The sequence below is a fragment of the Pseudomonas sp. URIL14HWK12:I6 genome (genome assembly GCF_000514195.1).
GTDB lineage: Bacteria > Pseudomonadota > Gammaproteobacteria > Pseudomonadales > Pseudomonadaceae > Aquipseudomonas > Aquipseudomonas putida_A.
On record NZ_AZVL01000026.1, the window covers coordinates 1 to 25,634 of the forward strand.

A 25,634-nucleotide genomic window follows, 5' to 3' on the forward strand; every position below is an offset into this window, starting at 1 on the left:
CAACACGCGGCCAACCGTGTACTGACCTAAACGCGCGACCAGCACATCAAAGCCTTCAATCGTATTGGGAACTTCAAAGCCGTCTTTCTGTGGTTGAACCCAGACGACCAGATTGGATTTGGAGATATCGATGCCGACCCAGGAAATCATGGCAAAACCCTCTTACACTCAGAAGTGAGAGTGCTCTGGCTTTGCCCACGCTTGTGATTCGAGTGGCGCTCGTCCAACTGTTCGGGCTTATGGGCCAGAGTAGAAAGGTGGATGGCAGCTTTGCTCCCACTCGTGCTTCAAGCACCGCGGACTCACAGCTTGCCATCCACCCCTCTCACCTCAGAGTTTATTCCCTTACTCAGACACAAGCGGGCTTGCTCGCGAAGGCGGTGTGTCAGATACAAAAATACTGACTGACATGACGCCTTCGCGAGCAAGCCCGCTCCCACAATGGTTTTTTGCAGAGTTTTTTAAATGCGGAACTGGCCCACCAGTTTGCCCAACCGCTGCCCCAGCTCCGCCAGACTGCGCGAAGTCTGCGCGCCCAACTGGGTCTCATCCGCCACACTGTCCACCGCCACCGCGATCTGATGCACGCTGCGGTTGATCTCTTCGGCCACTGCCGTTTGTTCCTCAGCAGCACTGGCGATCTGCGCGTTCATCGAGTTGATCGTCGCGATCAGGTCAGCCATGGCATCCAGCGACGCCCCGGCCTGATTGGCCTGCGCCGAAGTGCCATCGCCCGCTTCACTGGAACGGCGCATCGCCTCGACCGCCGACTGCGTACCCGCTTGCAGGCGATCGATCATGCCCTGAATTTCCTGGGTGCTGATCTGCGTGCGGCTGGCCAGTGCCCGCACTTCGTCCGCCACCACCGCAAAACCGCGCCCGGCCTCCCCGGCACGCGCCGCTTCAATCGCGGCGTTGAGTGCCAGCAGATTGGTCTGCTCGGCAATCGAACGAATCACCCCGAGCACGCCGACAATCGACGACACGTCCTGCTGCAGGCTGTCGAGCGACACGCCGCTGCTGCGAATGTCATCCACCAGCGCATGAATCTGTTTGATGCTGCCGGCCACCACGCGTTTGGCGCTCTGGCCTTCTTCGTCGGTCTGCTGCGCAGCGACCGCGGCGTTCTGCGCGCTCTTGGCAACTTCCTGGGCGGCTGCGGACATTTCGTTGATCGCCGTGGCGACCTGATCGGTCTCGTGGCGCTGACGCTCCATCGCCTGATCCGAGCGCTGGGCCTGATCCGACACCTGGGTCACCAGGCCGGTGAGTTGCGTGGTCATCTCGGTGATCTGCCGCACCAGGCCGTGGATCTTGTCGACGAAGCGATTGAACGAGCCGGCCAGTTCGCCGAGTTCGTCCTGGCTGGTGATGTTCAACCGGCGCGTGAGATCGCCCTCGCCCGCCGCGATGTCGTCGAGGTTGGCTTTCATCAGGTTCAACGGCCGCAGAATGGTGTTGGCCAGCAGCATCCCCGCGATAGCGATCACCAGCAGCACCAGCACCGCCACGCCGACGATACTGAGGATCACGCCTTGCATGCGCTCCTGAACTTGCGCCTCGACCATTGCCACTTGCGCTTCAATGCCGTCGAGGTTGACCGAGGTACCGACCGCCATGTCCCACTTCGCCAGGTATTCGGTGTAGCCGAGTTTCGGCACCAGCACGTTGGCATTGCCCGGCAGCGGCGAGCTGTATTGCAGATAGTGGGTGCCGTCCTTCGCCACTTTCACCAGGCCGAGGTTGACGTAGACGCCGTTCGGGTCGCGGTTGTCCTTGAAGCTTTTGCCCACGCCTTCGGGGTCGTTGGCCTTGAACAGGCGCACGGTCTCGGAGTCGTAGCCGAAGAAGTAGCCGTCCTTGCCGTAGCGGATGCCCGACAACAGCTTGATCGCCTGCGCCCGCGCCGCGTTGTCACCGGGGGCTGCCGCGTCGTACAGCGGCTTGATCGTGGTCATGGCCACGGCGACGTAACTTTGCAGCGTGGCCTTGGCGTCGGCGAGCAGGCGCTCGCGGGTCTGTTCGACCTCGGTGTGCGCCTGTTGCTGGAGGATAAACAGCGTGGTCAGGCTGATGACCAGCGCAAAGAGCAGCACCGGCAGGACGGCAAGGGACAGGACTTTGGCCTTGAGACTCAAGCGCATTGGGGGGCTCACTCTTTTGGTTTTATTGGCGTGGTTAAAGGCGTTAACGGCACGCAAAAGCAAAAGTTGAGTCTGCAGACACTGTATCTCCCTGTGGGAGCGAGCCTGCTCGCGAAGGCGTCGTGTCAGCCAGCCTGTTTTTAGCTGACACACCGCTTTCGCGAGCAGGCTCGCTCCCACAGGTGATTGGCGGGTTTAGAGAACCATCGCCGCCACCCAGCCGAACGCCAGCAACGGCAGGTTGTAGTGCAGGAAGGTCGGGACCACAGTGTCCCAGATGTGGTGATGCTGGCCATCGACATTCAGACCGGAGGTCGGGCCCAGCGTCGAGTCCGAGGCGGGCGAGCCGGTGTCGCCCAGCGCCCCGGCGGTGCCGACGATGCACACGATGGCCATCGGGCTGAAGCCCAGCTGCACGCACAGCGGCACGAAAATCGCTGCCAGAATCGGCACCGTGGAGAACGACGAGCCGATACCGATGGTCACCATCAGGCCCACCAGCAGCATCAACAGCGCGCCGATCGCCTGACTGTGATCGATCCACGCCGCCGCGCTTTCGACCAGCGAGCGCACTTCGCCGGTAGCCTTGAGCACTTCGGCGAAACCCGAGGCAGAGATCATGATGAAGCCGATCATCGCCATCATCTTCATGCCTTCGGTGAACAGGTCATCGGTCTCACGCCACTTGACGATGCCCGAGGCCGAGAAGATCAGGAACCCGGCCAGTGCGCCGATAATCATCGAATCCAGCAGCAACTGAATGATGAACGCGGCGGCAATCGCCAGACCGGCAATGCCAATGGTCTTCGGGTTGTACGCCACGCTGACTTGCTCGACTTGTTCGATCTTCTGCAGATCGTAAACGCGCTTCTTGCGATAGCTGAAAAACACCGCCAGCAACAGGCCGAAGACCATGCCCAGCGCCGGAATCGCCATGGCGTGCATGACGTTGATCTGGCTGATGTCGACCCCGGCCTTGCTGACGTTGGCCAGCAGGATCTGGTTGAGGAAGATGTTGCCGAAACCCACCGGGAACACCATGTACGGGGTGATCAGGCCGAAGGTCATGACGCAGGCAATCAACCGGCGATCCAGCTGCAACTTGGTCAGTACATAGAGCAGCGGCGGCACCAGCAGCGGGATGAACGCAATGTGGATCGGCAGGATGTTCTGCGAGGCAATAGCCACCACCCACAGCAGGCCGATCAGCAGCCACTTGACGCTGCCGCCGCCGGTCGAATGCTGACGATCGACCATCGCCAGGGCCTTGTCGGCCAGCGCATGGGCCAGGCCGGACTTGGCAATCGCCACGGCGAAAGCGCCGAGCAACGCGTAGGACAACGCCACCGTCGCCCCGCCACCCAGACCGCTGTTGAACGCCTTGAGCGTGGCGTCGATGCCCAAACCACCGGTCAGGCCACCGACCAGCGCACCGACGATCAGGGCAATCACCACGTGCACGCGGGACAGGCTGAGGATCAGCATGACGCCGACCGCAGCAATCACTGCATTCATTTCACTACCTCAAAAACACTGCGATGAAATCATCACCGCCAGACAGGATGAGTCCGCCAACGGTTAACCGGCGGATTTGCAAAGAGGGTCTTATTAGAAGGGCGCGCACTGTGCCGCAGAGTGGCGATGGTGTCAAAGCGAGCGGCTGAACTGAAATGTAACTGGCAATGCAGAACCCTGCGGTAAGGAGATCAATGTAACGGGCAATGGAGAACCGTGTGGCGAGGGGATTTATCCCCGATCGGCTGCGCAGCAGTCGCCAAACCTGACTATGCAATTTCTCTGAACAATTGTGAGGGCGGCTTCGCCACCCATCGGGGATAAATCCCCTCACCACAGGTATCTGATCGCCAGCATGCGGCAATTGGTCATATTGCGCTTGAACAATAAAGAAAGCCGAAACGCGGCCGTTACAGTGCAAAGTCTCAGATATTTATCGAATAAGGACGTCTCCATGTCGCTCAGACAACTTTCCATTCAATGGAAAATCACCCTGCTCGCCGGCCTGTGCCTGGCGGGCATCGTGACCCTGCTGGTGGGTCTTTCGCTGTACCGCATGGAGCACAGCTCCGAGCTGGTGAAGGCTTCGAGCATGGAGATGCTGACCGAGTCGGCCCAGGCGCGCATTGAGTCGCAGGGTGAGGTGCAGGCTGCCGGGATTCGCCAGCAGTTCATGGACGCCTATCAATATGGCCACGGCTTCTCGCGGCAGGTGCTGTTCCTGCGCGAACAGGCCGAGAAGCGCTTCCTCGATGCCTTCGACCTGCGCGAAGACATGACCCGTCAGGTCAAGTCCGCGCTGCAAGCCAACCCGGATCTGCTCGGTCTGTCGCTGGTGTTCGAAGCCAACGCCTTGGATGGCAAGGATGAACTGTTCGCCGGTCAGGCCGAACTGGGCAGCAACGACAAGGGCCGCTTCGCCCTGTACTGGTCGCAGCCGACTCCCGGCAAAGTCACCTCGATGGCCCTGCCGGAAAGCGACATGGCCGACACCAGCACCGGCCCCAGCGGTCAGGCGGCCAACGCCTGGTTCACCTGCCCGCGCACCACGCTCAAACCGTGCGTGATCGAACCGTACTTCTATGTGATCGACGGCCAGAACGTGCTGATGACCAGCATCGTCTTCCCGCTGATGGTCAACGGTAAAGTCATCGCCTCGCTGTCGGTGGACATCAACCTCAACAGCCTGCAGGCGATCAGCCAGGGCGCGAGCAAAAAACTCTACGACGGCCAGACCGCCGTGAGCATCATCAGCCCCACCGGCCTGCTCGCCGGTTACAGCCCGGACGCCAGCAAACTGAGCAAGCGCCTGGATGCCGTGGACACCGTCAGCGGCGCTGAACTGCTGCGTCAGCTCGCGGCCAGCAGCAGCGTCAGCAGCCTGCACAGCAACGGCCAGTTGAAAGTGCTGTCGCCGTTCCAGCCGATCCCCCGCGGCCCGTCGTGGGCCGTGTTGCTCGACGTGCCGGAAAAGGTGCTGGTCAGCCGCGCCGAAGCGCTCAAGCAGCAACTGGATGCGAGCAACAACTCCGGTACTCTGATCGAACTGAGCCTTGGCGTGCTCGCAGCCCTGGTCGGCCTGCTGCTGGTGTGGCTGATGGCACGCAGCGTGACCAAACCGATCCTCGGCGTGGCCAATATGCTGGAAGACATCGCCAGTGGCGAAGGCGACCTGACCCGGCGCCTGGCCTATGACAAGCAGGATGAACTCGGTCAATTGGCCGGCTGGTTCAACAAGTTCCTCGACAAGCTGCAGCCGATCATCGCCGAGGTGAAACGCTCGGTGCAGGATGCGCGCAACACCGCCGACCAGTCCTCGGCCATCGCCACCCAGACCAGCGCCGGCATGGAGCAGCAATACCGTCAGGTCGATCAGGTCGCCACTGCCTCCCACGAAATGAGCGCCACCGCGCAGGACGTTGCACGCAGCGCCGCGCAAGCCGCCGAAGCGGCCAAGGACGCCGACCGCGCCACCCGTCAGGGCCTGACCGTGATCGACCGCACCACCGCGAGCATCGACACGCTCGCCGCCGACATGAGCGCGGCGATGGTTCAGGTCGAAGGCTTGGCTGCCAACAGCGAGAAGATCGGCACCGTGCTGGAAACCATCCGCGCCATCGCCGAACAGACCAACCTGCTGGCCCTCAACGCCGCGATCGAAGCAGCGCGTGCCGGTGAAGCCGGGCGTGGTTTTGCCGTGGTCGCCGACGAAGTGCGCAACCTTGCCCGCCGCACGCAGGAGTCGGTGGAAGAAACCCGTCAGGTCATCGAGCAACTGCAGACCGGTACCCAGGATGTGGTCGGTTCGATGGGCAACAGCCATCGTCAGGCGCAGGGCAGTGTCGAACAGGTCGGGCAAGCGGTGACCGCACTGCGCCAGATCGGCGACGCGGTGACAGTGATCAGCGACATGAACCTGCAGATCGCCAGCGCGGCGGAAGAACAGAGCGCGGTGGCCGAGGAGATCAACAACAACGTCGCGACCATTCGTGACGTGACCGAATCGCTGTCCGGACAGGCCAATGAGTCGGCGCGGGTGAGCCAGTCGCTGAACAGCCTGGCGAATCAACAGCAGAGTCTGATGGATCAGTTCCGGGTCTGACAGCCCATTGCCAAACCCAATGTGGGAGCGAGCCTGCTCGCGAAAGCGGTATGTCAGTCAGCGATGATGTGTCTGATTCAGCGCATTCGCGAGCAGGCTCGCTCCCACAGCGGATTTATGGTGTTGGGGTGATCAGCGTTTAGGCAACTCGATCACCACCTTCAACCCGCCCCACTCACTCTCGCCCAACATCAGCAACCCACCCCACGTCTCGACGATATCGCGCACAATTCCCAGCCCCAGGCCATGCCCGTCAGTCTGCTCATCGAGCCGCGTGCCACGGCTGAACACCTGAGTGCGTTGCTCCTCAGGAATTCCCGGCCCGTCATCTTCAACGCTCAGGGCGTAACCGTCAGTACGTTCGATCACACTCAGACGCACCTCGGCGTCCGCCCATTTGCAGGCGTTGTCCAGCAGGTTGCCGAGCAGTTCCAGCAAGTCCTCGCGGTCCCACGGCAGTTGCAGCCCCGGCGGCGCGACGTAACTCAACGCCAGATGCTCGCCGTGGATCATGTTCAGCGTTGCCAGCAATCCCGGCAGTTCCGCGTCACAATCAAACAGCGCGCCGGGCAGCGCATCACCTGACAACCGCGCGCGATTAAGCTCGCGATTGAGCCGCTGTTGCACCTGCTCCAGTTGTTCCTTGAGGATTCGGCGCAGCTCCGGGTGGGCATCGAGTTTTTCGCTCGACGCCAGACTCAAAAGCACCGCCAACGGCGTTTTCAGCGCATGCCCCAGATTGCCCAGCGCATTGCGTGAACGCTTGAGGCTGTCCTCGGTGTGCGCGAGCAAATGGTTGATCTGCGCCACCAGCGGCTCCAGCTCGACTGGCACCTGATCGTCCAGTTGCGAGCGCTGGCCCTGCTGCAACTGGGCGATCTGCTCGCGCGCCCGTTCCAGCGGCTTCAACGCGCGGCGCACCGTCAGCCGTTGCAGCAGCAGAATCAGCAGCAAACCGGCCAGGCCCAGCCCGAGGCCGATCTGGCGCATGCGCTGGAAACTCTCGCGCACCGGGGTGTAATCCTGGGCGACGCTGATCGAGATCGACTGCCCCAGACGTCGATAGTCCGAGCGCAATACCAGCAACTGCTGACCGTCCGGGCCCAGTTGCAGATTGCTGTGCAAACCCGGGTGTTCCAGCAGCGGCAGATCCTGATCCCACAGCGAACGCGAGCGCCAGTGGCTGTCGGCAAAATCGATGCGGAAGTAATGCCCGGAAAACGGCCGCTGATAGGCCGGCGACAGATGCCGTTCATCCAGTTGCAAACCTTGCGGGCCACGCACCAGCGCGACCAGCAGGCTTTCACTGTCGTTGCGCAGGCCGGCTTCGAGATAACGCTGCAAACCGACTTCGAACAACCACAGACTGGTTTGCGCCAGCACCAGGCCGACGATCACCATCACGCTGATCAATCCCAGGCTCAAACGGCGCTGGATCGACCTCACGAAGCTTGCCCGCCGAACAGGTAACCCTGGCCGCGACGGGTTTCGATCACCGCTTTACCCAGCTTGCGCCGCAGGTGGTTGACGTGAACTTCGAGGACGTTGGAATCGCGCTCGGTTTCGCCGTCGTAGAGATGCTCGGCGAGGTGGGTTTTCGACAGGATCTGTTCCGGGTGCAGCATGAAATAACGCAGCAGGCGGAATTCGGCGGCGGTCAGCTGAATCTCACTGCCGTCGCGAATCACGCACTGGCGACCTTCGTCCAGATGCAGGCCGGCCGCCTTGAGCGTCGGCTGGTTGGCCTGGCCCTTGGAGCGGCGCAGCAACGACTGCACCCGCAAGTGCAGTTCTTCAGGATGGAACGGTTTGGTCAGATAATCATCAGCGCCGGCCTTCAGGCCTTCGATGCGCTCGGCCCAGGAATCGCGGGCGGTGAGGATCAGCACCGGGGTCGACAGGCCACCGGCACGCCATTGCGCCAGCACCTCCAGCCCGGGAACGCCGGGCAGACCGAGGTCTAGAATGATCAGGTCATAGGGCTCGCTGCTGCCCTGATAGACCGCATCGCGTCCGTCCGCCAGCCAGTCCACCGCGTAGCCTTGGCGCTGCAGGCCGGCGATCAGTTCGTCGGCGAGCGGCACGTGGTCTTCCACCAGAAGCAAACGCATCGGTCAATCTTCCTTGTCTTTGAGTAATTGGCCGGTATCGGCTTTCAGATGCAGCTCGCGCGCCACGCCCTCGACCGTCAGCAGCTCGACTTCATAAACATAGACGTCGTGCTTTTCCTCCAGCTCGACCTCCAGCAGTTTGGCCCCCGGATAGCGATCCAGCGCCTGTTGCAGCACCTGCTCCAGCGGCAGGATCACGCCCTGCTGACGCAGCTTCAGCGCTTCGTCCTGATCGAGGTCGCGGGCCATCGCCGCCGAGCAAACAATCACAAGCGCCAACGCCGTGCGGCTGGTGGCGCGAACATTAACCTTCATTACGTATCCTGATGATCCTTGAGAACCTGCCCAGTGACCGCGTCTAATTCCAGATCCCACTCCAGCCCTTGAGGATCACGCATTTCGACCTGGTAGACGTACTTGCCGTACTCCTCTTCCAGCTCGGTTTCGGTGATGGTCGAGCCCGGGTGTCTGGCCAGCGCCGTGGCGTTGAGCTTCTCGAAGGAGACGATAGTACCAGCGTCGCGCAGGCGCAGGGCTTCATCGGGGCCAAGATCGCGGGCGTGGGCGAGGCTGGCGGTCAGGCCGATGATCGAGGCAATGGACAGGGCAGTCAGGGTTTTCATGGGTGTCTCCGTGTTTTTATGTGCAGCTACGGTCGGCACCATAGCGGTGCGAACTTAACTGAAACTGAATTGCCATCATTGCCCCTGGCACCAACCTCATTTGCAGATTCATGCAAAACCCTGTGGGAGCGGGCTTGCTCGCGAAGGCGGTGGGTCAGCAATAATGATGGCGACTGATACACCGCTTTCGCGAGCAAGCCCGCTCCCACAGGGTCAAGTAGTGCGCCTATAATCCAAAGCTTGCTAACGATCGAGACCGGTATGACTGCCATCCACATCAAGTTCCCTGCCCTTACCCTCAAGGCCGGCCCACGGGCCATGGCGCGCATTCGTGCCCAAGGCCTGAACGCCGCTGACGTCGGCACCCTGCCCGGTGCGGCCGGCGGGCCGAAGGCATTGGGGATTCAGGGGCTGGACCTGGCGTTGTTCGGCGAATGGCTACCAAGCGCGCCACGCGAGCGCTCGCTTATCGGTGCTTCAGTCGGCTCCTGGCGCTTCGCCAGCGCCTGCCTGCCGGACGCCGCTGAAGGCATCCGCCGCCTCGGTCAGTTGTACGCCGAGCAGAACTTCAACAAAGGCGTGACCATGGCCGAGATCAGCCAGAGCTCGCAGCGCATGCTCAATGACCTGCTCGACGGCCGCGACGCCAGCATCCTCAACAACGCCGACTACCGCCTGAACATCATGGTGGTGAAAAGCCACGGACGCCTGGCCGACGATCATCGTGGCCGCCTCGGTCTGGCGCTGGGCTCGGTGATTGCCGATAACCTGCGCGGGCGGGCGCGGCTGTCGCGGCACTTCGAACGCCTGATCATTCACGACCCGCGCCTCGCCCCGCCGGTGAATGCGCTGAATGACTTTCCGTCGCGCTTCGTCGCCCTCGACGCCGGCAATCTGCGCCAGGCGCTGCTGGCCTCGGGATCGATCCCGATGGTCATGGAAGGCGTGCGCGACCTGCCGGGCGCCGGTACCGGCACCTTTCGCGATGGCGGGCTGCTCGACTATCACCTCGACCTGCCCTACAGCGGCGACGGCATCGTGCTCTATCCGCACTTCACCGACCGGGTGATTCCGGGCTGGTTCGACAAGACCCTGCCGTGGCGCCGCGCCTCGGTCGAGCGCTTGCAGGACGTGCTGTTGCTCGCGCCATCCAAGGAATATCTGGCGCGCCTGCCCTACGGCAAACTGCCCGACCGTAACGACTTCAAGCGCTTCATGGGCGATGCGCCGAGTCGGCAGAAATACTGGCACGCGGCGATGGACGAAAGCCGGCGACTGGGCGACGAGTTTCTCGAACTGGCGGCCAACGGTCGCCTCGCCGAGCGCTTGCTGACCCTTTAGTCAGTGTTTTCCCGCATCGCCAAACACAAGCTGGTAAACTCGCCGCCTGCCCGAATCGCTGCGGCGAACGCCACCTGAACAGAGCCGAAAATACTGTGGAAATCTTCAAGGAATTTACTTTCGAATCCGCCCACCGCCTGCCGCACGTCCCGGACGGCCACAAGTGCGGACGCCTGCACGGTCACTCATTCAAGGTGGCGCTGCACCTGAGCGGCGACCTCGATCCGCACACCGGCTGGATCCGTGATTTCTCCGAGATCAAGGCTATTTTCAAGCCGCTATACGAGCGTCTGGATCACAACTACCTGAACGACATTCCTGGCCTGGAAAACCCGACCAGCGAAGTCCTGGCCAAATTCATCTGGAATGAAATGAAGCCGCTGCTGCCGGAACTCAGCGCGATCCGCATTCACGAGACTTGCACCAGCGGTTGCATTTATCGCGGTGAGTGATCCAACACAAATCCCCCTGTAGGAGTGAGCCTGCTCGCGATAGCGGTTTGTCAGACACATTGATTTCGGATGTGCCGACGCTATCGCGAGCAGGCTCACTCCTACAAAGGATCGGTGTTTGTCAGGAAAATAGAGAACAGCCTTCACGGCTGTTTTTTTATGCCTATGCTTTTTGGCTCAACCCCGCCAAGAGGACAGGCCGATGACAGACTGGCTGCTGGATCAGGTCTTCGATTTCAATGGGCATCCGGTGCGCCACGCCGTGCGCGGTGACGGCCCGCCGCTGGTGTTCGTGCATGGCACGCCGTTTTCATCGTATGTGTGGCACCGCATCGCGCCGCATTTCTTTGCCAGTCATCGGGTGCATTATTTCGACCTGCTGGGTTACGGGCGCTCCGCACAACCGGATGACGATGTTTCCCTCGGGGTGCAGAGTCAACTGCTCGCGCAGTTGCTCGATCACTGGAACATCCAGCGCCCGGACGTGGTTGCCCATGACTTCGGCGGCGCCACCGCGTTGCGCACGCATTTGCTCAATGGCAAGGACTACCGCAGCCTGACGCTGATCGATCCGGTGGCGCTGACGCCATGGGGATCGCCGTTCGTGCAGCATGTGCGCCAGCATGAAACGGCGTTCAGCGGCCTGCCGGACTACATCCAACGCGCGATCGTCCCGACCTACATTCGCGGGGCGATTCACCGCGACATCCCCGACGCTGAACTGGCGCCCTACGTGCAACCGTGGCTCGGCGATCCGGGGCAAGCGGCGTTCTATCGGCAGATCGCGCAGATGGACGAGCGCTACACCCGCGAGGCCGAACCGCTGTACCCGAGCATCCACTGCCCGGTGCAGATTCTCTGGGGTGAAGCCGATCAGTGGATTCCCATCGAGCGGGGTCGGGCGTTGCACCAGATGATCCCCGGTTCGCAATTTCACCCAATCGCCAACGCTGGCCACCTGGTCCAGGAGGACGCGCCGGAAACCATCGTCGCCGCCCTGCTCAGATTCCTCTGACCCAACACCCATCCCTTGTGGGAGCGAGCCTGCTCGCGAAAGCGGAATATCAGCCATTGCAAATGTCGCCTGACCCGCCGCCTTCGCGAGCAGGCTCGCTCCCACATTGGGCTCGGGTGCATTCAGTTGCACCGCTTTCGCGCCAATCCATGCGCCTCGTCTATACATAACCCGCGCCAATCAGCATTTGGCACGACCACTGCAACCCAACCCGCGTCCCCCCTCTTCAGCAAGGAACGCCCCATGACGCAGAACGATCCCGGCAACGACTACCCGCTCAGCGAAGTGCCGATGCATGCCCGCAAAGGTCTGGCCTCAACCGCCATGGTGTTGCTCGGTTTCACGTTTTTCACCGCAACCATGTTCGCCGGCGGCAAGCTCGGCGTGGCGTTCAGTTTTGGCGAGATGATAGCGGTGATCATCGTCGGTAACCTGCTGCTCGGTCTGTATGCGGCGGGCCTCGGTTATATCGCCTTCAAGAGCGGACTTAACTCCGTGCTGATGGGGCGCTTCTGTTTTGGCGAAGTCGGCAGCAAGCTCAGCGACCTGATCCTCGGTTTCACCCAGATCGGCTGGTACGCCTGGGGCACTGCGACCGCCGCCGTGGTGCTCGGCAAATACTTCGATCTGGGGCAAGGCACAGTGCTCGGCTTGATGGTGCTGTTCGGCCTGGTGTTCTGCGCCACGGCGTATATCGGTTATCGCGGCCTGGAGATCCTGTCGTACATCGCGGTGCCGGCGATGATGTTGCTGCTGATGCTGTCGATGTGGGTCGCGACGGTAAAAGTCGGTGGCCTCGATGGTTTGCTCAGCGTGGTGCCGACGGGTTCGCTGGACTGGTCGACCGCGATCACGCTGGTGTTCGGCACCTTCGTCAGCGGCGCGACCCAGGCGACCAACTGGACACGCTTCTCGCGCTCGGCACGGGTTGCCGTGCTGGCGAGCCTGATCGGATTTTTCATCGGCAATGGCTTGATGGTGCTGATCGGTGCCTACGGCGCGATCGTCTATCAGCAGCCCGACGTGGTTGAAGTGTTGCTGCTGCAAGGTTTCGCCATGGCCGCAATGGCCATGCTGCTACTGAATATCTGGAGCACCCAGGACAACACCATCTACAACTTCGCCGTCGCCGGCTGCAACCTGCTGCGCACCGGCCGACGCAAAACCGTGACCCTGGCCGGCGCGGTAATCGGCACCCTGCTCGCCCTGCTGGGCATGTACGACATGCTGGTGCCGTACCTGATTCTGCTGGGCACGGTGATTCCGCCGATTGGCGGGGTGATCATGGCCGACTTTTTCTTCCGCTGGCGCGGGCGCTATCCGCGTCTGGCCGACGCACGGCTGCCGGCGTTCAACTGGCCGGGACTGGGGGCTTACGCGGTCGGCACGCTCACTGCGTTCCACTCGCCCTGGGTCGCGCCGCTGGTAGGGATTGCCGCCGCTGCGCTAACGTATGTCATCGTCACCAGCCTGCTCGGCGCCCGTCGCGCCAGTGCGCCACTACCAGACCTATAAGAAGGATTCGCCTGATGCACATCATCAACGCCCGACTGCGCAACCAGGACGGTTTGCACGAATTGCACCTGGAAGACGGCCTGATCCGCAGCATCGGCCGCCAGACCGAAGCCCCGACCCTCAACCCCGGTGACCTCGATGCCGGCGGCAATCTGGTGGTACCGCCCTTCGTCGAGCCGCACATCCACCTCGACGCCACGCTGACCGCTGGCGAGCCGCGCTGGAACATGAGCGGCACGCTGTTCGAGGGCATCGAGTGCTGGGGTGAGCGCAAAGTCACCATCACCGAAGAAGACACCAAGACCCGCGCGAAAAAGACCATCCAGGCCCTGGCCGCACACGGCATCCAGCACGTGCGCACCCACGTCGACGTCACCGATCCGCAACTCACCGCGCTCAAGGCGATGCTCGAAGTCCGCGAAGAATCCCGGCACCTGATCGATCTGCAAATCGTCGCGTTCCCGCAGGAAGGCATCGAGTCGTTCCGCAACGGTCGCGAGCTGATGGAAGAAGCGATTCGCATGGGCGCCGATGTGGTCGGCGGCATTCCGCATTTCGAGTACACCCGTGATCAGGGCGTCAGTTCGGTGAAGTTTCTGATGGATCTGGCCGAGCGCACCGGGTGCCTGGTCGATGTGCATTGCGACGAGACCGACGACCCGCACTCGCGCTTTCTTGAGGTGCTCGCCGAAGAGGCGCGCAGCCGCGACATGGGCGCGCGGGTCACCGCCAGCCACACCACGGCAATGGGTTCTTACGACAACGCTTACTGCGCCAAACTGTTCCGCCTGCTCGGGCATTCCGGGATCAGTTTCGTCTCGTGCCCGACCGAAAGCATTCACCTGCAGGGGCGCTTCGACAACTTCCCGAAACGCCGTGGCGTGACGCGCGTGAATGAATTGCTTGAAGCCGGGATGAACGTGTGTTTTGGCCAGGATTCGATCGTCGATCCTTGGTATCCGCTAGGCAACGGCAACATCCTGCGGGTGCTGGAAGCCGGGTTGCACATCTGCCACATGCTCGGTTACCGCAACCTGCAGAACGCGCTGGACCTGGTCACCGACAACAGCGCCAAGGCCATGCACCTGGGCGAGCGTTATGGCCTGGTAGAGGGGCGCCCGGCGAACCTGCTGATTCTGTCGGCGGACAGCGACTACGAAGTGATCCGCAGCCAGGGCCTGCCGCTGTATTCGATTCGTGGCGGCAAGGTGCTGATGCAGCGGCAGATGCCGGTGGTGGCGTTCAGCAGCGGACAAATCTGAAACTTTTGTCAGGCTGATGGCCTCATCGCTGGCAAGCCAGCTCCCACAGTATCCAGCAGTGAACGCGTGATTTGTGTTCACCACATAACTCTGTGGGAGCTGGCTTGCCAGCGAAGGCGATTGCCGCTTCAGTCGATCAATCGAGCCGTACCAAACAGCCTGACCCGCACCAATTCGCCCTGCTCTTCTTCGAGCAACACCGGCGCCGTCCCGCCCGGCATGACGACGTGCACTTCGCCGCTCGCCACCCAACCCACCGCCCATGCGGCACACGCCACCGCACTGGCGCTGGTGCCGGAGGACGCTGTCGGCCCTTCGCCACGCTCGAATACTCGGGCGACGATGCGCTGCGCTGACTCAAGCGCGGCCCATTGCAGATTGATGCCCGCCGGGCATGGCTGGCCGGCGCCGGTCGGCATCGCGTAGGCGATTCGGGTCAGGCCTTCAGCCCAGGGCGATTCGCGCATTTGTGAGTTGCTCGGCAACACGGCAACGTCGGTGAGCAAGGTCACGCAATGCGGATTGCCGATGCGCACGAACTGGCTGTGCTGCCACGCGGGATCGAGCTGCGCCAATGGTTTTACATGGCTCACTTCATGACCATTGAATTCGCGGTTTTCAACATTCCGGGCGGTCACCGCTGAAGGCCCGAAGCCCGGTTGACCGAGATCCAGCCAGAAGCCGTGAACGCCTTCGACTGCAGCTGGTTTCACCGAAGTTTCCACGGCGTCGCCCTTGTCGTGATGCACCTTCAGCAACGCGCCTTCTTCCCGCATCAGCCCCTGCTCAAGCAACGCTTGGGAAAAGATCGTCAGACCGTTGCCACTGCGCTCGGCCAAGGTGCCGTCGGTGTTGACGATCAGCACGTCGAACGGCGCTGCCGACTGAAACGGGCCGATCAGCAGGCCATCGCTGCGATGGGATTTGCTCCCCGCCGGACGCTGCCCCTCAGGCCAGTCGCAGCACAGCGCAATGGCTGCCTGACTCCATGCCTGTCTCGACAAGGCACACTGCGCGGCACCGACAGGCAAATCGATCCCCGCCTCACGAAGTGCCTGAGGCGAAACCACCCCGTAGATATTGCCCCGTGCATCGTAAAACTGCGTCATCACTAGCCTCACTCACCTTGTCGAGCCATCACTGTAAACCGCGATCCCTTGTAGGAGTGAGCCTGCTCGCGATAGCAGTGCATCAGCCGCCATATTGATTAGCTGATACACAGTATTCGCGAGCAGGCTCGCTCCCACATTGGATGACTGGCGCTCACAAATGTCCGTTCTGTGCAAAACCCTGTGGGAGCGAGCCTGCTCGCGAAAGCGGCGTATCAGCCACCAATCTCATCGCCTGAACCACCGCATTCGCGAGCAAGCTCGCTCCCACAGGTTAGGATGTCGGCTGCACTCCCCCGAGACCTGCGATCGAACCTCGACGCGCTATCACTGTCATTCGGGGACGCGACGTTTTTTGCCAAGGATCGATATGACCAGCCTCAACCCCCAAGACACCTTCGTCCCCGGACGCCTGCAACAGATGTCGACGCGCATCGCTTTTTTCATCGCCGGCCTCGGCATTGCCGCATGGGCGCCGCTGGTGCCGTACGCCAAGGCCCGCGCCGGACTCGACGAAGGCACGTTGGGCCTGTTGCTGCTGTGCCTGGGAGTCGGCTCGATTCTGGCGATGCCCTTGGCGGGGATTCTCGCCACGCGCTTCGGCTGCCGCAAAGTCGCCACCGGCGGCACCCTGCTGATTTGCGCGGCGCTGCCATTGCTGGCAACGGTGTCGTCGATACCGGCGCTGATCGCCACGCTGTTCATGTTCGGCGCCGGTTTGGGCACGGTGGATTCGACCGTCAACTTGCAAGCGGTGATCGTCGAACGGGCCAGCGGCAAGCACATGATGTCGGGGTTTCATGGCCTGTTCAGCCTCGGCGGGATTGTCGGCGCGGCCGGTGTCAGCGCCCTGCTCGGTCTCGGGTTGACGCCGCTGGCGGCGATGCTGGTGGTGGTGGCGGTATTGATCGGCGCGCTGTTCAAAGCGGTGCCGCACATGTTGCCGTACGGCAGTGAAAGTTCCGGCCCGGCATTCGCCATTCCCCACGGCATCGTGCTGTTCATCGGCGGGATGTGCTTCATCGTGTTCCTCACCGAAGGCGCAGCGCTGGACTGGAGCGCGGTATTCCTTGCGCAGGAACGCGGGATCGACACGGCGTATGCGGGTTTGGGTTACGCCGCATTTGCCCTGACCATGACGGCGGGACGCTTGCTGGGTGACCGGATCGTGCGCAGTGTCGGGGCTACGCGGATCATTCTGTTTGGCGGGCTGCTGGCAGCGGCAGGCCTGTTTCTGGCGACCTTCGCCCCGAGCTGGGAAGCCGCGCTGCTGGGGTATGCGCTGGTCGGCGCCGGCTGTTCGAACATCGTGCCGGTGCTGTATACGGCGGTGGGCAAGCAGACGGTGATGCCGGAAAGCATTGCGGTGCCGGCAATCACCACGCTGGGTTACGCAGGGATTCTGGCGGGGCCGGCGGTGATCGGTTTTGTCGCGCATGCCAGCAGTTTGAGTTTTGCGTTTGGCTTGATGGCGGTGTTGTTGGTGGCGGTGGCCATCGGCGGCAAGACCTTGAAAGTCTGAACATTGGCGCGGTACCTGTCAGGTTTGACAGTAGACAAGCCCTGACCCCAATCATAGGGTTGATTTCCAGCTCAGGAGAAAAGGAAATCCGGCATGAACATTGGAACAGGATCAGTTATCGCGCTAATCACTATTCTCCAGGGATGTGCCTCCGTCAATCGATACGACTGGGGTGAAGGCACTGCCAATTTTGCGCCCGCTGAGCGCCTGGCCAATGCCGGCGGGAACTATGCGCATTGGCAAGCCATTGGCCGTGTTGAAGTTGAAGACGGCATGACCTGCTCCGGCACGCTGATTGACACTCGAGAACCCGGAGCAGTATCGCAACCCGCCTACGTGCTGACCTCCGGACACTGCACACATCCGGAGATAGGCAATAACGAGATCATCGTCAATCAACCTGCAAAGGGTCGGGTGACGTTCAATTATTTTTTCGACACGCAACCGCAAAGCCGTTCCTACACGGTCAGTCGCATTGGCTGGAGCACGCTACGCGGTCAAGACCTCTCTATCATTGAGCTTGAACAGCCTCTGGAACAGTTGATCAGAGACGGTATCCAGCCGTTGAAACTGGCGCGGACCCCATTGGTCAGCGAAGACGATATTCTGATCACCGGCGCGCCCATGAACGGTTTCATTCAGCGCATGGCCTGCAAACAAGAACACTCGGCGGCGATTATTGAAGGCCCATGGCGTTGGGTCGGACAACTGAGCAACCGTTGTCTCGATGTTGTCAGCGGGCTGTCAGGCTCGCCACTGCTTGCGCGTTACAGCAATGAAATTGTGGGTGTGCTCGGCACCACCACTCGCGGGAGTGACCGCAATCGCTGCGACAAGGGCGCGCCCTGCGAAGTCGTGGGGGGACAGGTCGACAAACGTAGCAACACCAACTACGCCTCCACAACCGATGGGCTGGACGCCTGTTTCGCCAACGGACATTTCAATCCACGTCTGGGCGGTTGCCCGCTGGGGGAGAACTGGTCGTTTCCTGGTTCGTCGCAAAACAGCGATTACATCAAGCTCGAGCGCGACGAACATGGACAAGTCGTGCCCTGGCGATGGCTGCAAACGTTCACCACAACCGCGCCTTACCACCGCTATCGCTTTACGCGCACTCTGGACGAATGTCAGAACCTTGATGGCTATAGCCAAGTGCAAACGGCTGCACCGGACGCCGATATTCAATTGAGTCATGAACTTAAAGACGGCTCAGGCCTGTACTTTCTCTGCCTGATTGGCCAACAGCGGCCTACGGACGTGCCCAAGCAATGGGCCGGAAGAACACCCAGCGTCTACTGGCGCTGGATGATGGACGCGCCCGCACCGCTGAAGCCTGCCTATAAGGTCGAAGCGGTAGGTGGCGACGAATACGACATCAGAGTATTTCCGGTTTCACCGGATCTGGATCCCGCCCGGTTTCAATACAAGTACGGCCAGCCAGGGAGCATCAATTGCAATGACGGGCAGGGATTTCAACGCGTATCACCCTCCACAGGCGTGTTCCATGTTTCCATTGCCAATGGCCGAAAGAACGTCTGCCTCAAAGGCGCAGACCTGGCCGGGAATCCCGGGCCGACCATCGAGTTTCTGATCCCTCAATAGCTTCAGGCTTTTTGTGGCTGAACCGTGTGAAACCGGTTCAGCCACAACAGCGCCTTAGAAACCTACACTGGCCTGCACGAAGAACGTACGCGGTGCGCCGACATACATCCCCGAATTGTTGTCGCTGGAGCGGGTGAAGTACTGCTTGTCGAAGACGTTTTTCACCCCGGCACCCAGTTTCAGATTCGACACTTGCGGCCCGAAGTCATACCCGCCGCGCACGTTCCAGGTCACGTAACCCGGGATGTCGCCGTACTGCCCGTCGGCCGTGCCTTCGGTGATGTAGTTGCCGTTGAAGCTGCCATCGGCGTTGACCCCGGTGCCCGGGGAGCGCTGTTTCGATTGGGCGAAACCGTCGATGTTGTAAGTCCAGCGATTGACGTCGTAGCGCAAGCCCACGGTCGCCACCTGCCGCGAATAGAACGGCAGATCACGGCCCTTGAAGCCCGGAATCTCGCCTTCGTAAGTCGCACGGGTGTAGGTGAAACCGGCGTTGGCGGTCAGACCGTCGAGACGCGGATCGAGCGCTGCCATGTCGTAGTGCACCGAGGCTTCGATGCCCTGGTGCTTGGTCGCGCCGAGGTTGGTCCAGCCGACATCGTTGCTGATGTATTGCAGTTCGTCATCGAAGTCGATGTAGAACAGCGTCACTTCCCCGCCCCACACGTCATCGTTGTAGCGCGTACCGATCTCGTAAGTCTTGGCTTTTTCCGGCTCCAGGCCGTTGGCGGTCTGGTCGCCCAAGCCGCCCTGGCCGAGCTGGAAATACTGCAGGCTGCCGAACGAGGTTTCGTAGTTGGCGAACAGTTTCCACGCGTCCGACAGGTGATACATCACGCTCAGCGCTGGCAGCGGTTCGTTGCTCTCGATGCTGCGGTTTTTCTCCGGCACGCGTTTGCCCGAAGTATCGAGCACGGCGCGGTCATGCCAGTCGGTACTGATGTGTTCGAAGCGAATGCCCGGAGTGATTGTCCAGTTGCCGACGTCGATCTTGTTGTCGACGTACACCGAGTTGGCCTCGGTGCCGCCGGTGCGGTCCTGGAACACATGGCCGTCGGACGTCGGCGTGACCACCGGCTGATTGTTGACCAGCGCCAGACGGCTCGACTGTTCGTGCATCGCCTCTTTCAGGTAGCGATAACCGACGCTGACTTCCTGCGTGGTCGGGCCGACGTCAAACACCCGCGACACACGCGGTTCGACACCGAGGGTGTAGTAGGAACGCGGGTACGAGCTGAGGGTTTTCTGATCGCGGGCGGCGATGGTGCTGCCGCGGAAGCTGTCGGTGTAATAGGTAAGGATTTCTGCCTGAGTACGCTCGTCGATCTGCCGAATCCACTTGAACGACACGTCTTTGCGCCGACCGCTGAAGTTGTCGTAATCGCGCACCGAGTCGTACGGTTTGTCGTCGTACTGCTTCTGCGTCAGGCCACCGGGCATGTCGGCGCTGGCGTCGTAGTAATGAAAGTTGAGGCTGAAATCGTCCTGATCGGTCGGCGCCCAATGGGTCTTGAGCAGCACGTCGTCGATATCGTTACCGTTGTTGCGCTCGCGGTAACCGTTGCCATTGACCCCGGAATACAACAGCGCCACGCCCATGCCGTTGTCGGCAGTGCCGCCGAGGAACGCCGTGTCGATGTGCTTCCAGCCGCCGTAACGGGTGGTCTCCAGCGTGGTGCCGATTTCCCCGGTGGCTTTTTCCGGAATGGCGCGGGTGACGAAGTTGATCACCCCGCCGACGTTTTGCGGGCCGTAACGCACGGAACCGGCACCGCGTACCACGTCGATACTGTCGAGGTTGCCCGAGGAGATCGGCGCCATCGACAGCTGCGGCTGGCCGTACGGCGCGAACGCGGCCGGCACGCCGTCGATCAGCACCGTGGAGCGTGGCGAGAGGCGCGAAGTCAGGCCACGCACGCCGACGTTCAGCGCGATGTCGCTGCCGCCGGTGCCGTTGGAGTCCTGCACCTGTACGCCCGGCACACGCTTGAGCACATCACTGACGTTCATCGCGCCCTGCTCGACCATGGCTTCGCGGCGGATCACCGTGCGTGCGCCCGGGTGGTTCTGCACCACGGCGGCGTCAGCGTCACCGAGCCAGTCGCCGACCACTTTGATGTCGGTCACGCCCAGTTCCAGCGGGCCATTGCTGGCGGCAGTGGCGGCCGGGGCCAGGGTCACCGAGCCTTCGTTGATCTGATAGTCCAGGCCGCTGCCCTGCAACAATTGGCGCAACGCCTGCTCGGGAGATATGTTGCCATCGACCGCGGGTGCCTGTTTGCCGGCCACCAGTTCCGGGCTGAAAAACACTTGCAGCGAAGTTTGCTGGCCCAGTTCACTCAGGGCCTGGCCCAACGGCTGGGCGCGGATGTGAATGGCTTCAGCGGCGAAGGCCAGCGGCACGGCGGCGTTGACCGCCAACGCCAGGGCCAGCGGTAACCAGGGGGATTTTTTGTTGTTGGTTGAGGTGTTTTTCACGTCGAACGTAGTCCTGTGGAGCGCAAGAGTGTGCGTCTGTTAATGCAAACCAGTTGCAGTTGAACAGGAAGACGATGAACTCGAAAAAAACCTGAATGTTATTTTGAAATTATTTCCTTACTGCCATCGGCCAGGGTGCGAACGGCCACCGGCAGGATGTTTGGCAGGGCCTTGAGCAAGGCGTCGGTGTTGTCCGATTTGAACACGCTGGTCAGGCGCAAACTGGCCACGGCCGGGTTGCTGACCGTCAGTGGCTTGTCGCGATAACGCGAAACTTCCGCTGCCACTTCGCCGAGGCTGGCGTTGTTGAACACCAGTTTGCCGCTTCGCCACGCCGTCAGTTCGGCGGGGTTGACCGCATATGCGGCGGCGACGCGACCCTCGGCATCGACGTGGGTACCGAGACCTGCCGTCAAGTTGATGAACTCGTTGTCCGGCGCATTGCGCCCCTGCACCTTTACCGTGCCCTGCTCCACCGCGACCCGGGTTTGCATGACGTCGCGGCGCACATCGAACCGCGTACCGGTCACGGTGACCTTGCCACTGCCGGCCTCGACCACGAACGGGCGCGCGGTGTCGTGCTGAACGCTGAACAGCGCCTCGCCTTCACTCAATTCAATGAGCCGCCGATCCTTCTCAAAACGCACCTGCAGACGGCTGCGGCTGTTCAGGTCGATCACCGATCCGTCCGGCAGCGCCACGTGCTTGCGCTCACCCAGCGCCGTCGCGAACTCGGCGCTGTAGCCGTCGGGGAGATTCAGACCGCTGAACAGACCGAGGCCGAGCGCCACCGCCAGCACACTGGCGGCCACGGCATAGCGCAGCAGCGGGCGACGTTCGCGACGGGCCGGCGGGGTTTCGACGAGGGACTTGAGACGTGGCGCCGGCAGCAGATCGGCCGCCGTCCACAGGCCTTGCAGCAACTGGAATTCGTCACGGTGTTGCGGATGCTGGTTCAGCCAGGCATCGAAGCGCTGCTGTTCGTCGGCGCTGATCAGCGGTTCCTGCAAACGCACAAACCAGCGTGCCGCTTCATCGCGCACCGTTGTTTGCCCGCACGCGCAATCACGGGTATCCATCATGGAGTGTCCTGTCGGGCTGAAGATGAAAAGCGGCGGCCGCTCATGACTGCATGCCGTCGAGGCGATCGCGCAAGTGGCGCAGGGTGCGGATCATATACTTTTCGACCATGTTCCTCGACAGCCCCAGGCGTTCGGCGATTTCCGCCTGGGTCAGCCCTTCGATCTTCTGCCAGACGAAAATCTTCCGGCAGTTGAGCGGCAGTTCCTGCAGCGCCCGTTCGATGGAGTCGGCCAGCTGGATCGCCTGCATGTAATGCTCCGGGTCGCCGGTGGACGACACACTGTGATCGATCGCCTGCGACTCCATGGCTTCCCGTCGGTCCTCACGCCGATAACCGTCGACCGCAATATTGCGTGCGGTCTGGTGCAGATACGCCCGTGGCTGCTGCACCGCTGCCGAATCGGATTCGAGCACCCGCACAAAGGTGTCGTGCGCCAGATCCTCGGCCTGCGCGCGATTGCGCAGACGCCGGGTCCAGGTGCCGATCAACTCTTCGTAATGCTCGAAAAAGCCGGGTCTGCGGGGCAGCATGGGGTTCATGACAGCGTGCTGTGGAAAGGGCGTGAATAGTAATGCTTCCTATTAAGGCCGGCAATTCATTCCTTGGAGACCCGATCCGCCGTTCATCTCCAGGTCATCGTGCTTTTGCAATCACCTCACTCATGTATTGATGCAGATCGCGAAAATCCTGAACGCTCCAGGCGTGCGGCGCGATCTTCACGCCGTTGTCCTGCAAGGTTTTTGGAATCAGGTTTCCATTGGGACGAAGGATGATCGAGGACACGATGACGCCCGGATAATCCTTAAGGCGTTTCTTGAAGGTGGCTGTTGTCAGGTCAGGCGTTGGCGGATTGCTTTTATTGGCCAATGGCCCGGTTGCCTTGATATCGGCGCCGTGGCACACAGCACAGCGCTGGACATAAAGATTTTTGCCGTTGGCATTTTCTGCCACGGACAGGGAGGTCTGAATGACTGATAACAAAGCGAATAAGGCGACGAGGGTTGTTTTCATTTTTATAAAGGGTCAGAGGCTGAAACGGACGGCGCACAGCTAAGCACACATCAGGAAGCCAATTTCCACGTATCGAGAAATTGCCGGGCAGCGACCCACGTCGTCGAGTTTTTCGCAGCCGTCCCGCCTATTGTGTAAAATGCCGCCCGGGTGCCACCGCAACAACGCGGCAGGGCAGGTTTAATTCAGCGCAGGTCGGGCCGCCGCGCGGAGTTGCTGTGCCTATGAGCCACGATCCGTCACGCCTGCAGACTGCCCCTGCCCGCCAGGAGTCGCCTTCTGCCCTGGCCTTTCTCTCGCGTTTTTTCGCTGCCGAATCCGCCGGTGGCCTGATTCTGATGGCCGCTGCCCTGGCCGCGCTGCTGGTCGCCAACTCGCCTTGGGCGGCCACGTATTTCTCGACCTTGCACATCAAGATCGCCGGTCTGTCGATCGAGCATTGGGTGAATGATGGCCTGATGGCGATCTTCTTCATGCTGGTGGGCCTGGAGATCAAGCGCGAAATGCTCGCCGGTCAGTTGTCGACCTGGGGTCAGCGCGCGCTGCCGGGCTTCGCCGCGCTGGGCGGGATGCTGGTCCCGGCCCTGATCTACGTCGCGATCAATTGGGGCAATCCGCAAACCCTGAGCGGTTGGGCGATCCCCGCCGCCACCGACATTGCTTTCGCCTTGGGCGTGCTGTCGCTGCTGGGCAAACGAGTGCCCGTGTCGTTGAAAATCTTCCTCTCGGCGCTGGCCATCCTCGATGACCTGGGCGCAGTGGTGATCATCGCGATTTTCTACACCAGCGGCCTGTCGGTGAGCATGCTGCTGGCCTCGTTGGCGGTGATTGCACTGCTGGTAATCCTCAACCGCTGCGGTGTCAGAAAGCTTTGGCCATACCTGATCGCCGGCGCCTTCCTGTGGTTCTTCATGCTGCAATCGGGGATCCACGCGACCCTCGCCGGGGTGATTCTGGCCCTGTGCATTCCGCTGGGAAATCCCGAAGACGAGCACAACTCGCCGCTGCTGTACCTCGAAGAAAAAATGCATCCGTGGGTGGCGTTCGCCGTGGTGCCGATTTTCGGCTTCGCCAACGCGGGTGTGTCGCTGACCGGCATTTCTCCGAGCAATCTGCTTGAGCCGGTACCACTGGGCGTGGCGCTGGGCCTGTTGTTCGGCAAGCAGATCGGCATCCTCGGCCTCGGCGCCCTGGCGATTCGCAGTGGTCTGGCACAACTGCCGCAAGGCGCGAGCTGGCTGCAGCTGTATGGCGTCGCCCTGCTTTGCGGGATCGGCTTCACCATGAGCCTGTTCATTGGCGCGCTGGCGTTCCCGGGCGCGCCGCATCTGGTCGATTCGGTGAAAGTTGGGGTGTTGCTGGGTTCGATCCTGTCGGCGCTGCTGGCGGTGGTCGTGCTGATGAATGCGGGTAAGGCGAAGGCTTCGAGCTGACCCTCTGCGGCAAGCAGTCCCGGTCAACTCGCGTTGACTGGGACTGAGGCGATTGCAACCGAGCTACGCGATCCGGAACTGTTGCGCCCCGATGGTTCTGGATCCTTCAGTCACCTCAAGACGTTGCGCCCGCAACAGATCCCGCTTCACTGTGCAAATCAGCCTTTTTGCACCTCAAACTTCGTCGCATGACTGCCCTGCAGCATTTAACAATCTTACCTGGACCAGTGCATCCCCCACCTCGCCACCATTGATTGCATAGGTAGCACGGGCCGATCCATCTTTAATAGGCTTGATATGCGTTGACCAATCACCAACTGTTATTACAACACCCTCGGAGATGTCCTCCGAAGTGATAGCGTGCTTGAGCGAAGTCTCGGTACCGACAATGGGTTGCTCGCCCGCTCGATCGGTATATCCCTGCCAGTTCAGTTTCAATACGGCCCCGATCTGCGTGTCTGGCAACAGCCTCACTTTAACCCTTACACCGCCCATTGGATTCGAACGGCAATTGATGACGCCGTCTTTTGCATCCGGAAATGTGATATCGCTCATTTTTGCAGCTCCTTGAAATGACTTGATGAAGGCCGGGATAAAACCAATGTGGTTTGAAGTACCGGAACCTGATCTTCAGTTTTCAAGGAAACTCTCACAACTGTTATAAATGACAGTTTTTTAAAACTCTTCGCTATGCCGAATATTCATTTTTGATATATATATATTCGACCTGCGTATTTGCATGCGATGGTTGCGCAGCGACTATCTTCGCGGTAATGCGACAGATCAAAACGAGCGAGCTTGCTCGCGAAGGCGCT

The 25,634-nt window shown here is 61.2% G+C and carries 21 protein-coding genes; 9 read left to right on the forward strand and 12 right to left on the reverse strand.

The window, feature by feature from the left end:
• Nucleotides 1-461 precede the first annotated feature (461 nt).
• Nucleotides 462-2,144 carry a methyl-accepting chemotaxis protein gene (locus H043_RS0124030; protein ID WP_027613995.1) on the reverse strand — a complete coding sequence of 561 codons (1,683 nt, stop codon included), beginning with the start codon at nt 2,142-2,144 and terminating at the stop codon, nt 462-464.
• A gap of 195 nt (nt 2,145-2,339) precedes the next feature.
• Nucleotides 2,340-3,659: a Na+/H+ antiporter family protein gene (locus tag H043_RS0124035; RefSeq protein ID WP_027613996.1), complete on the reverse strand. Its 1,320-nt coding sequence runs from the start codon at nt 3,657-3,659 to the stop codon at nt 2,340-2,342.
• Nucleotides 3,660-4,113: 454 nt separating this feature from the next.
• Here H043_RS0124035 and H043_RS0124040 point away from each other — a divergent pair, with 454 nt between their 5' ends.
• The gene (locus tag H043_RS0124040) at nt 4,114-6,261 is read left to right on the forward strand and encodes a methyl-accepting chemotaxis protein (RefSeq protein ID WP_027613997.1); all 2,148 of its coding nucleotides are present in this window, start codon (nt 4,114-4,116) and stop codon (nt 6,259-6,261) included.
• A 132-nt stretch (nt 6,262-6,393) separates the two neighbouring features.
• On the opposite strand, the gene H043_RS0124045 is transcribed toward H043_RS0124040, so the two are convergent.
• From H043_RS0124045 to H043_RS0124060, 4 genes are read right to left on the reverse strand one after another with little or no spacing between them, the layout of a single operon-like run.
• Entirely contained in the window at nt 6,394-7,707 is a 1,314-nt protein-coding gene (locus H043_RS0124045; RefSeq protein ID WP_027613998.1) for a sensor histidine kinase, read from the reverse strand.
• Nucleotides 7,704-8,372 carry a response regulator transcription factor gene (locus tag H043_RS0124050; protein WP_003223514.1) on the reverse strand — a complete coding sequence of 223 codons (669 nt, stop codon included), beginning with the start codon at nt 8,370-8,372 and terminating at the stop codon, nt 7,704-7,706. The genes H043_RS0124045 and H043_RS0124050 overlap by 4 nt, the downstream gene beginning before the upstream one ends.
• 3 nt (nt 8,373-8,375) lie before the next feature.
• Entirely contained in the window at nt 8,376-8,687 is a 312-nt protein-coding gene (locus tag H043_RS0124055; protein ID WP_027613999.1) for a PepSY domain-containing protein, read from the reverse strand.
• Nucleotides 8,687-8,995, reverse strand: a complete 309-nt coding sequence (locus tag H043_RS0124060; protein ID WP_027614000.1) for a PepSY domain-containing protein — start codon at nt 8,993-8,995, stop codon at nt 8,687-8,689. Before H043_RS0124060 ends, H043_RS0124055 begins: the two co-directional genes overlap by 1 nt.
• Nucleotides 8,996-9,256: 261 nt before the next feature.
• On the opposite strand from H043_RS0124060, the gene H043_RS0124065 reads away from it, so the two are divergent.
• The 5 genes from H043_RS0124065 to codA all read left to right on the forward strand — a co-directional run bounded on the left by H043_RS0124065 (nt 9,257) and on the right by codA (nt 14,580).
• Complete coding sequence (locus tag H043_RS0124065; RefSeq protein WP_027614001.1) at nt 9,257-10,336, forward strand: patatin-like phospholipase family protein; 1,080 nt, start codon at nt 9,257-9,259, stop codon at nt 10,334-10,336.
• Between the two features lie 95 nt (nt 10,337-10,431).
• On the forward strand, nt 10,432-10,788 hold the full coding sequence (gene queD, locus H043_RS0124070) for a 6-carboxytetrahydropterin synthase QueD (RefSeq protein ID WP_007915588.1): 357 nt from the start codon (nt 10,432-10,434) through the stop codon (nt 10,786-10,788).
• A gap of 202 nt (nt 10,789-10,990) precedes the next feature.
• The gene (locus tag H043_RS0124075) at nt 10,991-11,803 is read left to right on the forward strand and encodes an alpha/beta fold hydrolase (RefSeq protein WP_027614002.1); all 813 of its coding nucleotides are present in this window, start codon (nt 10,991-10,993) and stop codon (nt 11,801-11,803) included.
• A gap of 243 nt (nt 11,804-12,046) precedes the next feature.
• Nucleotides 12,047-13,318 carry a cytosine permease gene (gene codB, locus H043_RS0124080; protein ID WP_027614003.1) on the forward strand — a complete coding sequence of 424 codons (1,272 nt, stop codon included), beginning with the start codon at nt 12,047-12,049 and terminating at the stop codon, nt 13,316-13,318.
• 14 nt (nt 13,319-13,332) lie between these two features.
• On the forward strand, nt 13,333-14,580 hold the full coding sequence (gene codA / locus H043_RS0124085; protein ID WP_027614004.1) for a cytosine deaminase: 1,248 nt from the start codon (nt 13,333-13,335) through the stop codon (nt 14,578-14,580).
• Nucleotides 14,581-14,708: 128 nt separating this feature from the next.
• Here codA and H043_RS0124090 read toward each other — a convergent pair whose 3' ends face one another.
• Entirely contained in the window at nt 14,709-15,689 is a 981-nt protein-coding gene (locus H043_RS0124090; RefSeq protein ID WP_027614005.1) for a DeoR family transcriptional regulator, read from the reverse strand.
• 370 nt (nt 15,690-16,059) lie between these two features.
• On the opposite strand from H043_RS0124090, the gene H043_RS0124095 reads away from it, so the two are divergent.
• A complete protein-coding gene (locus H043_RS0124095) occupies nt 16,060-17,211 on the forward strand; it encodes an MFS transporter (RefSeq protein ID WP_027614006.1) in 1,152 nt (383 codons plus the stop codon).
• Nucleotides 17,212-17,304: 93 nt separating this feature from the next.
• Nucleotides 17,305-18,813, forward strand: a complete 1,509-nt coding sequence (locus H043_RS0124100; protein WP_027614007.1) for a serine protease — start codon at nt 17,305-17,307, stop codon at nt 18,811-18,813.
• 54 nt (nt 18,814-18,867) lie between these two features.
• Here the strand turns inward: H043_RS0124100 and H043_RS0124105 are convergent, their stop codons facing one another.
• From H043_RS0124105 to H043_RS0124120, 4 genes are all read right to left on the reverse strand, one after another.
• Nucleotides 18,868-21,291 carry a TonB-dependent receptor gene (locus tag H043_RS0124105; protein WP_027614008.1) on the reverse strand — a complete coding sequence of 808 codons (2,424 nt, stop codon included), beginning with the start codon at nt 21,289-21,291 and terminating at the stop codon, nt 18,868-18,870.
• 98 nt (nt 21,292-21,389) lie between these two features.
• Nucleotides 21,390-22,373, reverse strand: a complete 984-nt coding sequence (locus H043_RS0124110; protein ID WP_027614009.1) for a FecR family protein — start codon at nt 22,371-22,373, stop codon at nt 21,390-21,392.
• A gap of 40 nt (nt 22,374-22,413) precedes the next feature.
• Nucleotides 22,414-22,914: a sigma-70 family RNA polymerase sigma factor gene (locus tag H043_RS0124115; RefSeq protein WP_003223490.1), complete on the reverse strand. Its 501-nt coding sequence runs from the start codon at nt 22,912-22,914 to the stop codon at nt 22,414-22,416.
• Between the two features lie 94 nt (nt 22,915-23,008).
• Complete coding sequence (locus tag H043_RS0124120; RefSeq protein ID WP_027614010.1) at nt 23,009-23,386, reverse strand: c-type cytochrome; 378 nt, start codon at nt 23,384-23,386, stop codon at nt 23,009-23,011.
• Nucleotides 23,387-23,610: 224 nt separating this feature from the next.
• Between H043_RS0124120 and nhaA the strand changes: the two genes are divergently transcribed.
• A complete protein-coding gene (gene nhaA, locus H043_RS0124125) occupies nt 23,611-24,819 on the forward strand; it encodes a Na+/H+ antiporter NhaA (RefSeq protein ID WP_049827947.1) in 1,209 nt (402 codons plus the stop codon).
• 174 nt (nt 24,820-24,993) lie between these two features.
• Here the strand turns inward: nhaA and H043_RS0124130 are convergent, their stop codons facing one another.
• Nucleotides 24,994-25,374 carry a hypothetical protein gene (locus tag H043_RS0124130; protein ID WP_027614012.1) on the reverse strand — a complete coding sequence of 127 codons (381 nt, stop codon included), beginning with the start codon at nt 25,372-25,374 and terminating at the stop codon, nt 24,994-24,996.
• Between the last annotated feature and the right edge of the window lie 260 nt (nt 25,375-25,634).

Coding starts and splice junctions, on each gene's coding strand:
- H043_RS0124030 (WP_027613995.1), bottom strand. CDS start 2,144: ATGCGCTTGAGTCTCAAGGCCAAAGTCCTGTCCCTTGCCGTCCTGCCG.
- H043_RS0124035 (WP_027613996.1), bottom strand. CDS start 3,659: ATGAATGCAGTGATTGCTGCGGTCGGCGTCATGCTGATCCTCAGCCTG.
- H043_RS0124040 (WP_027613997.1), top strand. CDS start 4,114: ATGTCGCTCAGACAACTTTCCATTCAATGGAAAATCACCCTGCTCGCC.
- H043_RS0124050 (WP_003223514.1), bottom strand. CDS start 8,372: ATGCGTTTGCTTCTGGTGGAAGACCACGTGCCGCTCGCCGACGAACTG.
- H043_RS0124055 (WP_027613999.1), bottom strand. CDS start 8,687: ATGAAGGTTAATGTTCGCGCCACCAGCCGCACGGCGTTGGCGCTTGTG.
- H043_RS0124060 (WP_027614000.1), bottom strand. CDS start 8,995: ATGAAAACCCTGACTGCCCTGTCCATTGCCTCGATCATCGGCCTGACC.
- H043_RS0124065 (WP_027614001.1), top strand. CDS start 9,257: ATGACTGCCATCCACATCAAGTTCCCTGCCCTTACCCTCAAGGCCGGC.
- H043_RS0124075 (WP_027614002.1), top strand. CDS start 10,991: ATGACAGACTGGCTGCTGGATCAGGTCTTCGATTTCAATGGGCATCCG.
- codB (WP_027614003.1), top strand. CDS start 12,047: ATGACGCAGAACGATCCCGGCAACGACTACCCGCTCAGCGAAGTGCCG.
- codA (WP_027614004.1), top strand. CDS start 13,333: ATGCACATCATCAACGCCCGACTGCGCAACCAGGACGGTTTGCACGAA.
- H043_RS0124090 (WP_027614005.1), bottom strand. CDS start 15,689: ATGACGCAGTTTTACGATGCACGGGGCAATATCTACGGGGTGGTTTCG.
- H043_RS0124095 (WP_027614006.1), top strand. CDS start 16,060: ATGACCAGCCTCAACCCCCAAGACACCTTCGTCCCCGGACGCCTGCAA.
- H043_RS0124100 (WP_027614007.1), top strand. CDS start 17,305: ATGAACATTGGAACAGGATCAGTTATCGCGCTAATCACTATTCTCCAG.
- H043_RS0124110 (WP_027614009.1), bottom strand. CDS start 22,373: ATGATGGATACCCGTGATTGCGCGTGCGGGCAAACAACGGTGCGCGAT.
- H043_RS0124115 (WP_003223490.1), bottom strand. CDS start 22,914: ATGAACCCCATGCTGCCCCGCAGACCCGGCTTTTTCGAGCATTACGAA.
- H043_RS0124120 (WP_027614010.1), bottom strand. CDS start 23,386: ATGAAAACAACCCTCGTCGCCTTATTCGCTTTGTTATCAGTCATTCAG.
- nhaA (WP_049827947.1), top strand. CDS start 23,611: ATGAGCCACGATCCGTCACGCCTGCAGACTGCCCCTGCCCGCCAGGAG.
- H043_RS0124130 (WP_027614012.1), bottom strand. CDS start 25,374: ATGAGCGATATCACATTTCCGGATGCAAAAGACGGCGTCATCAATTGC.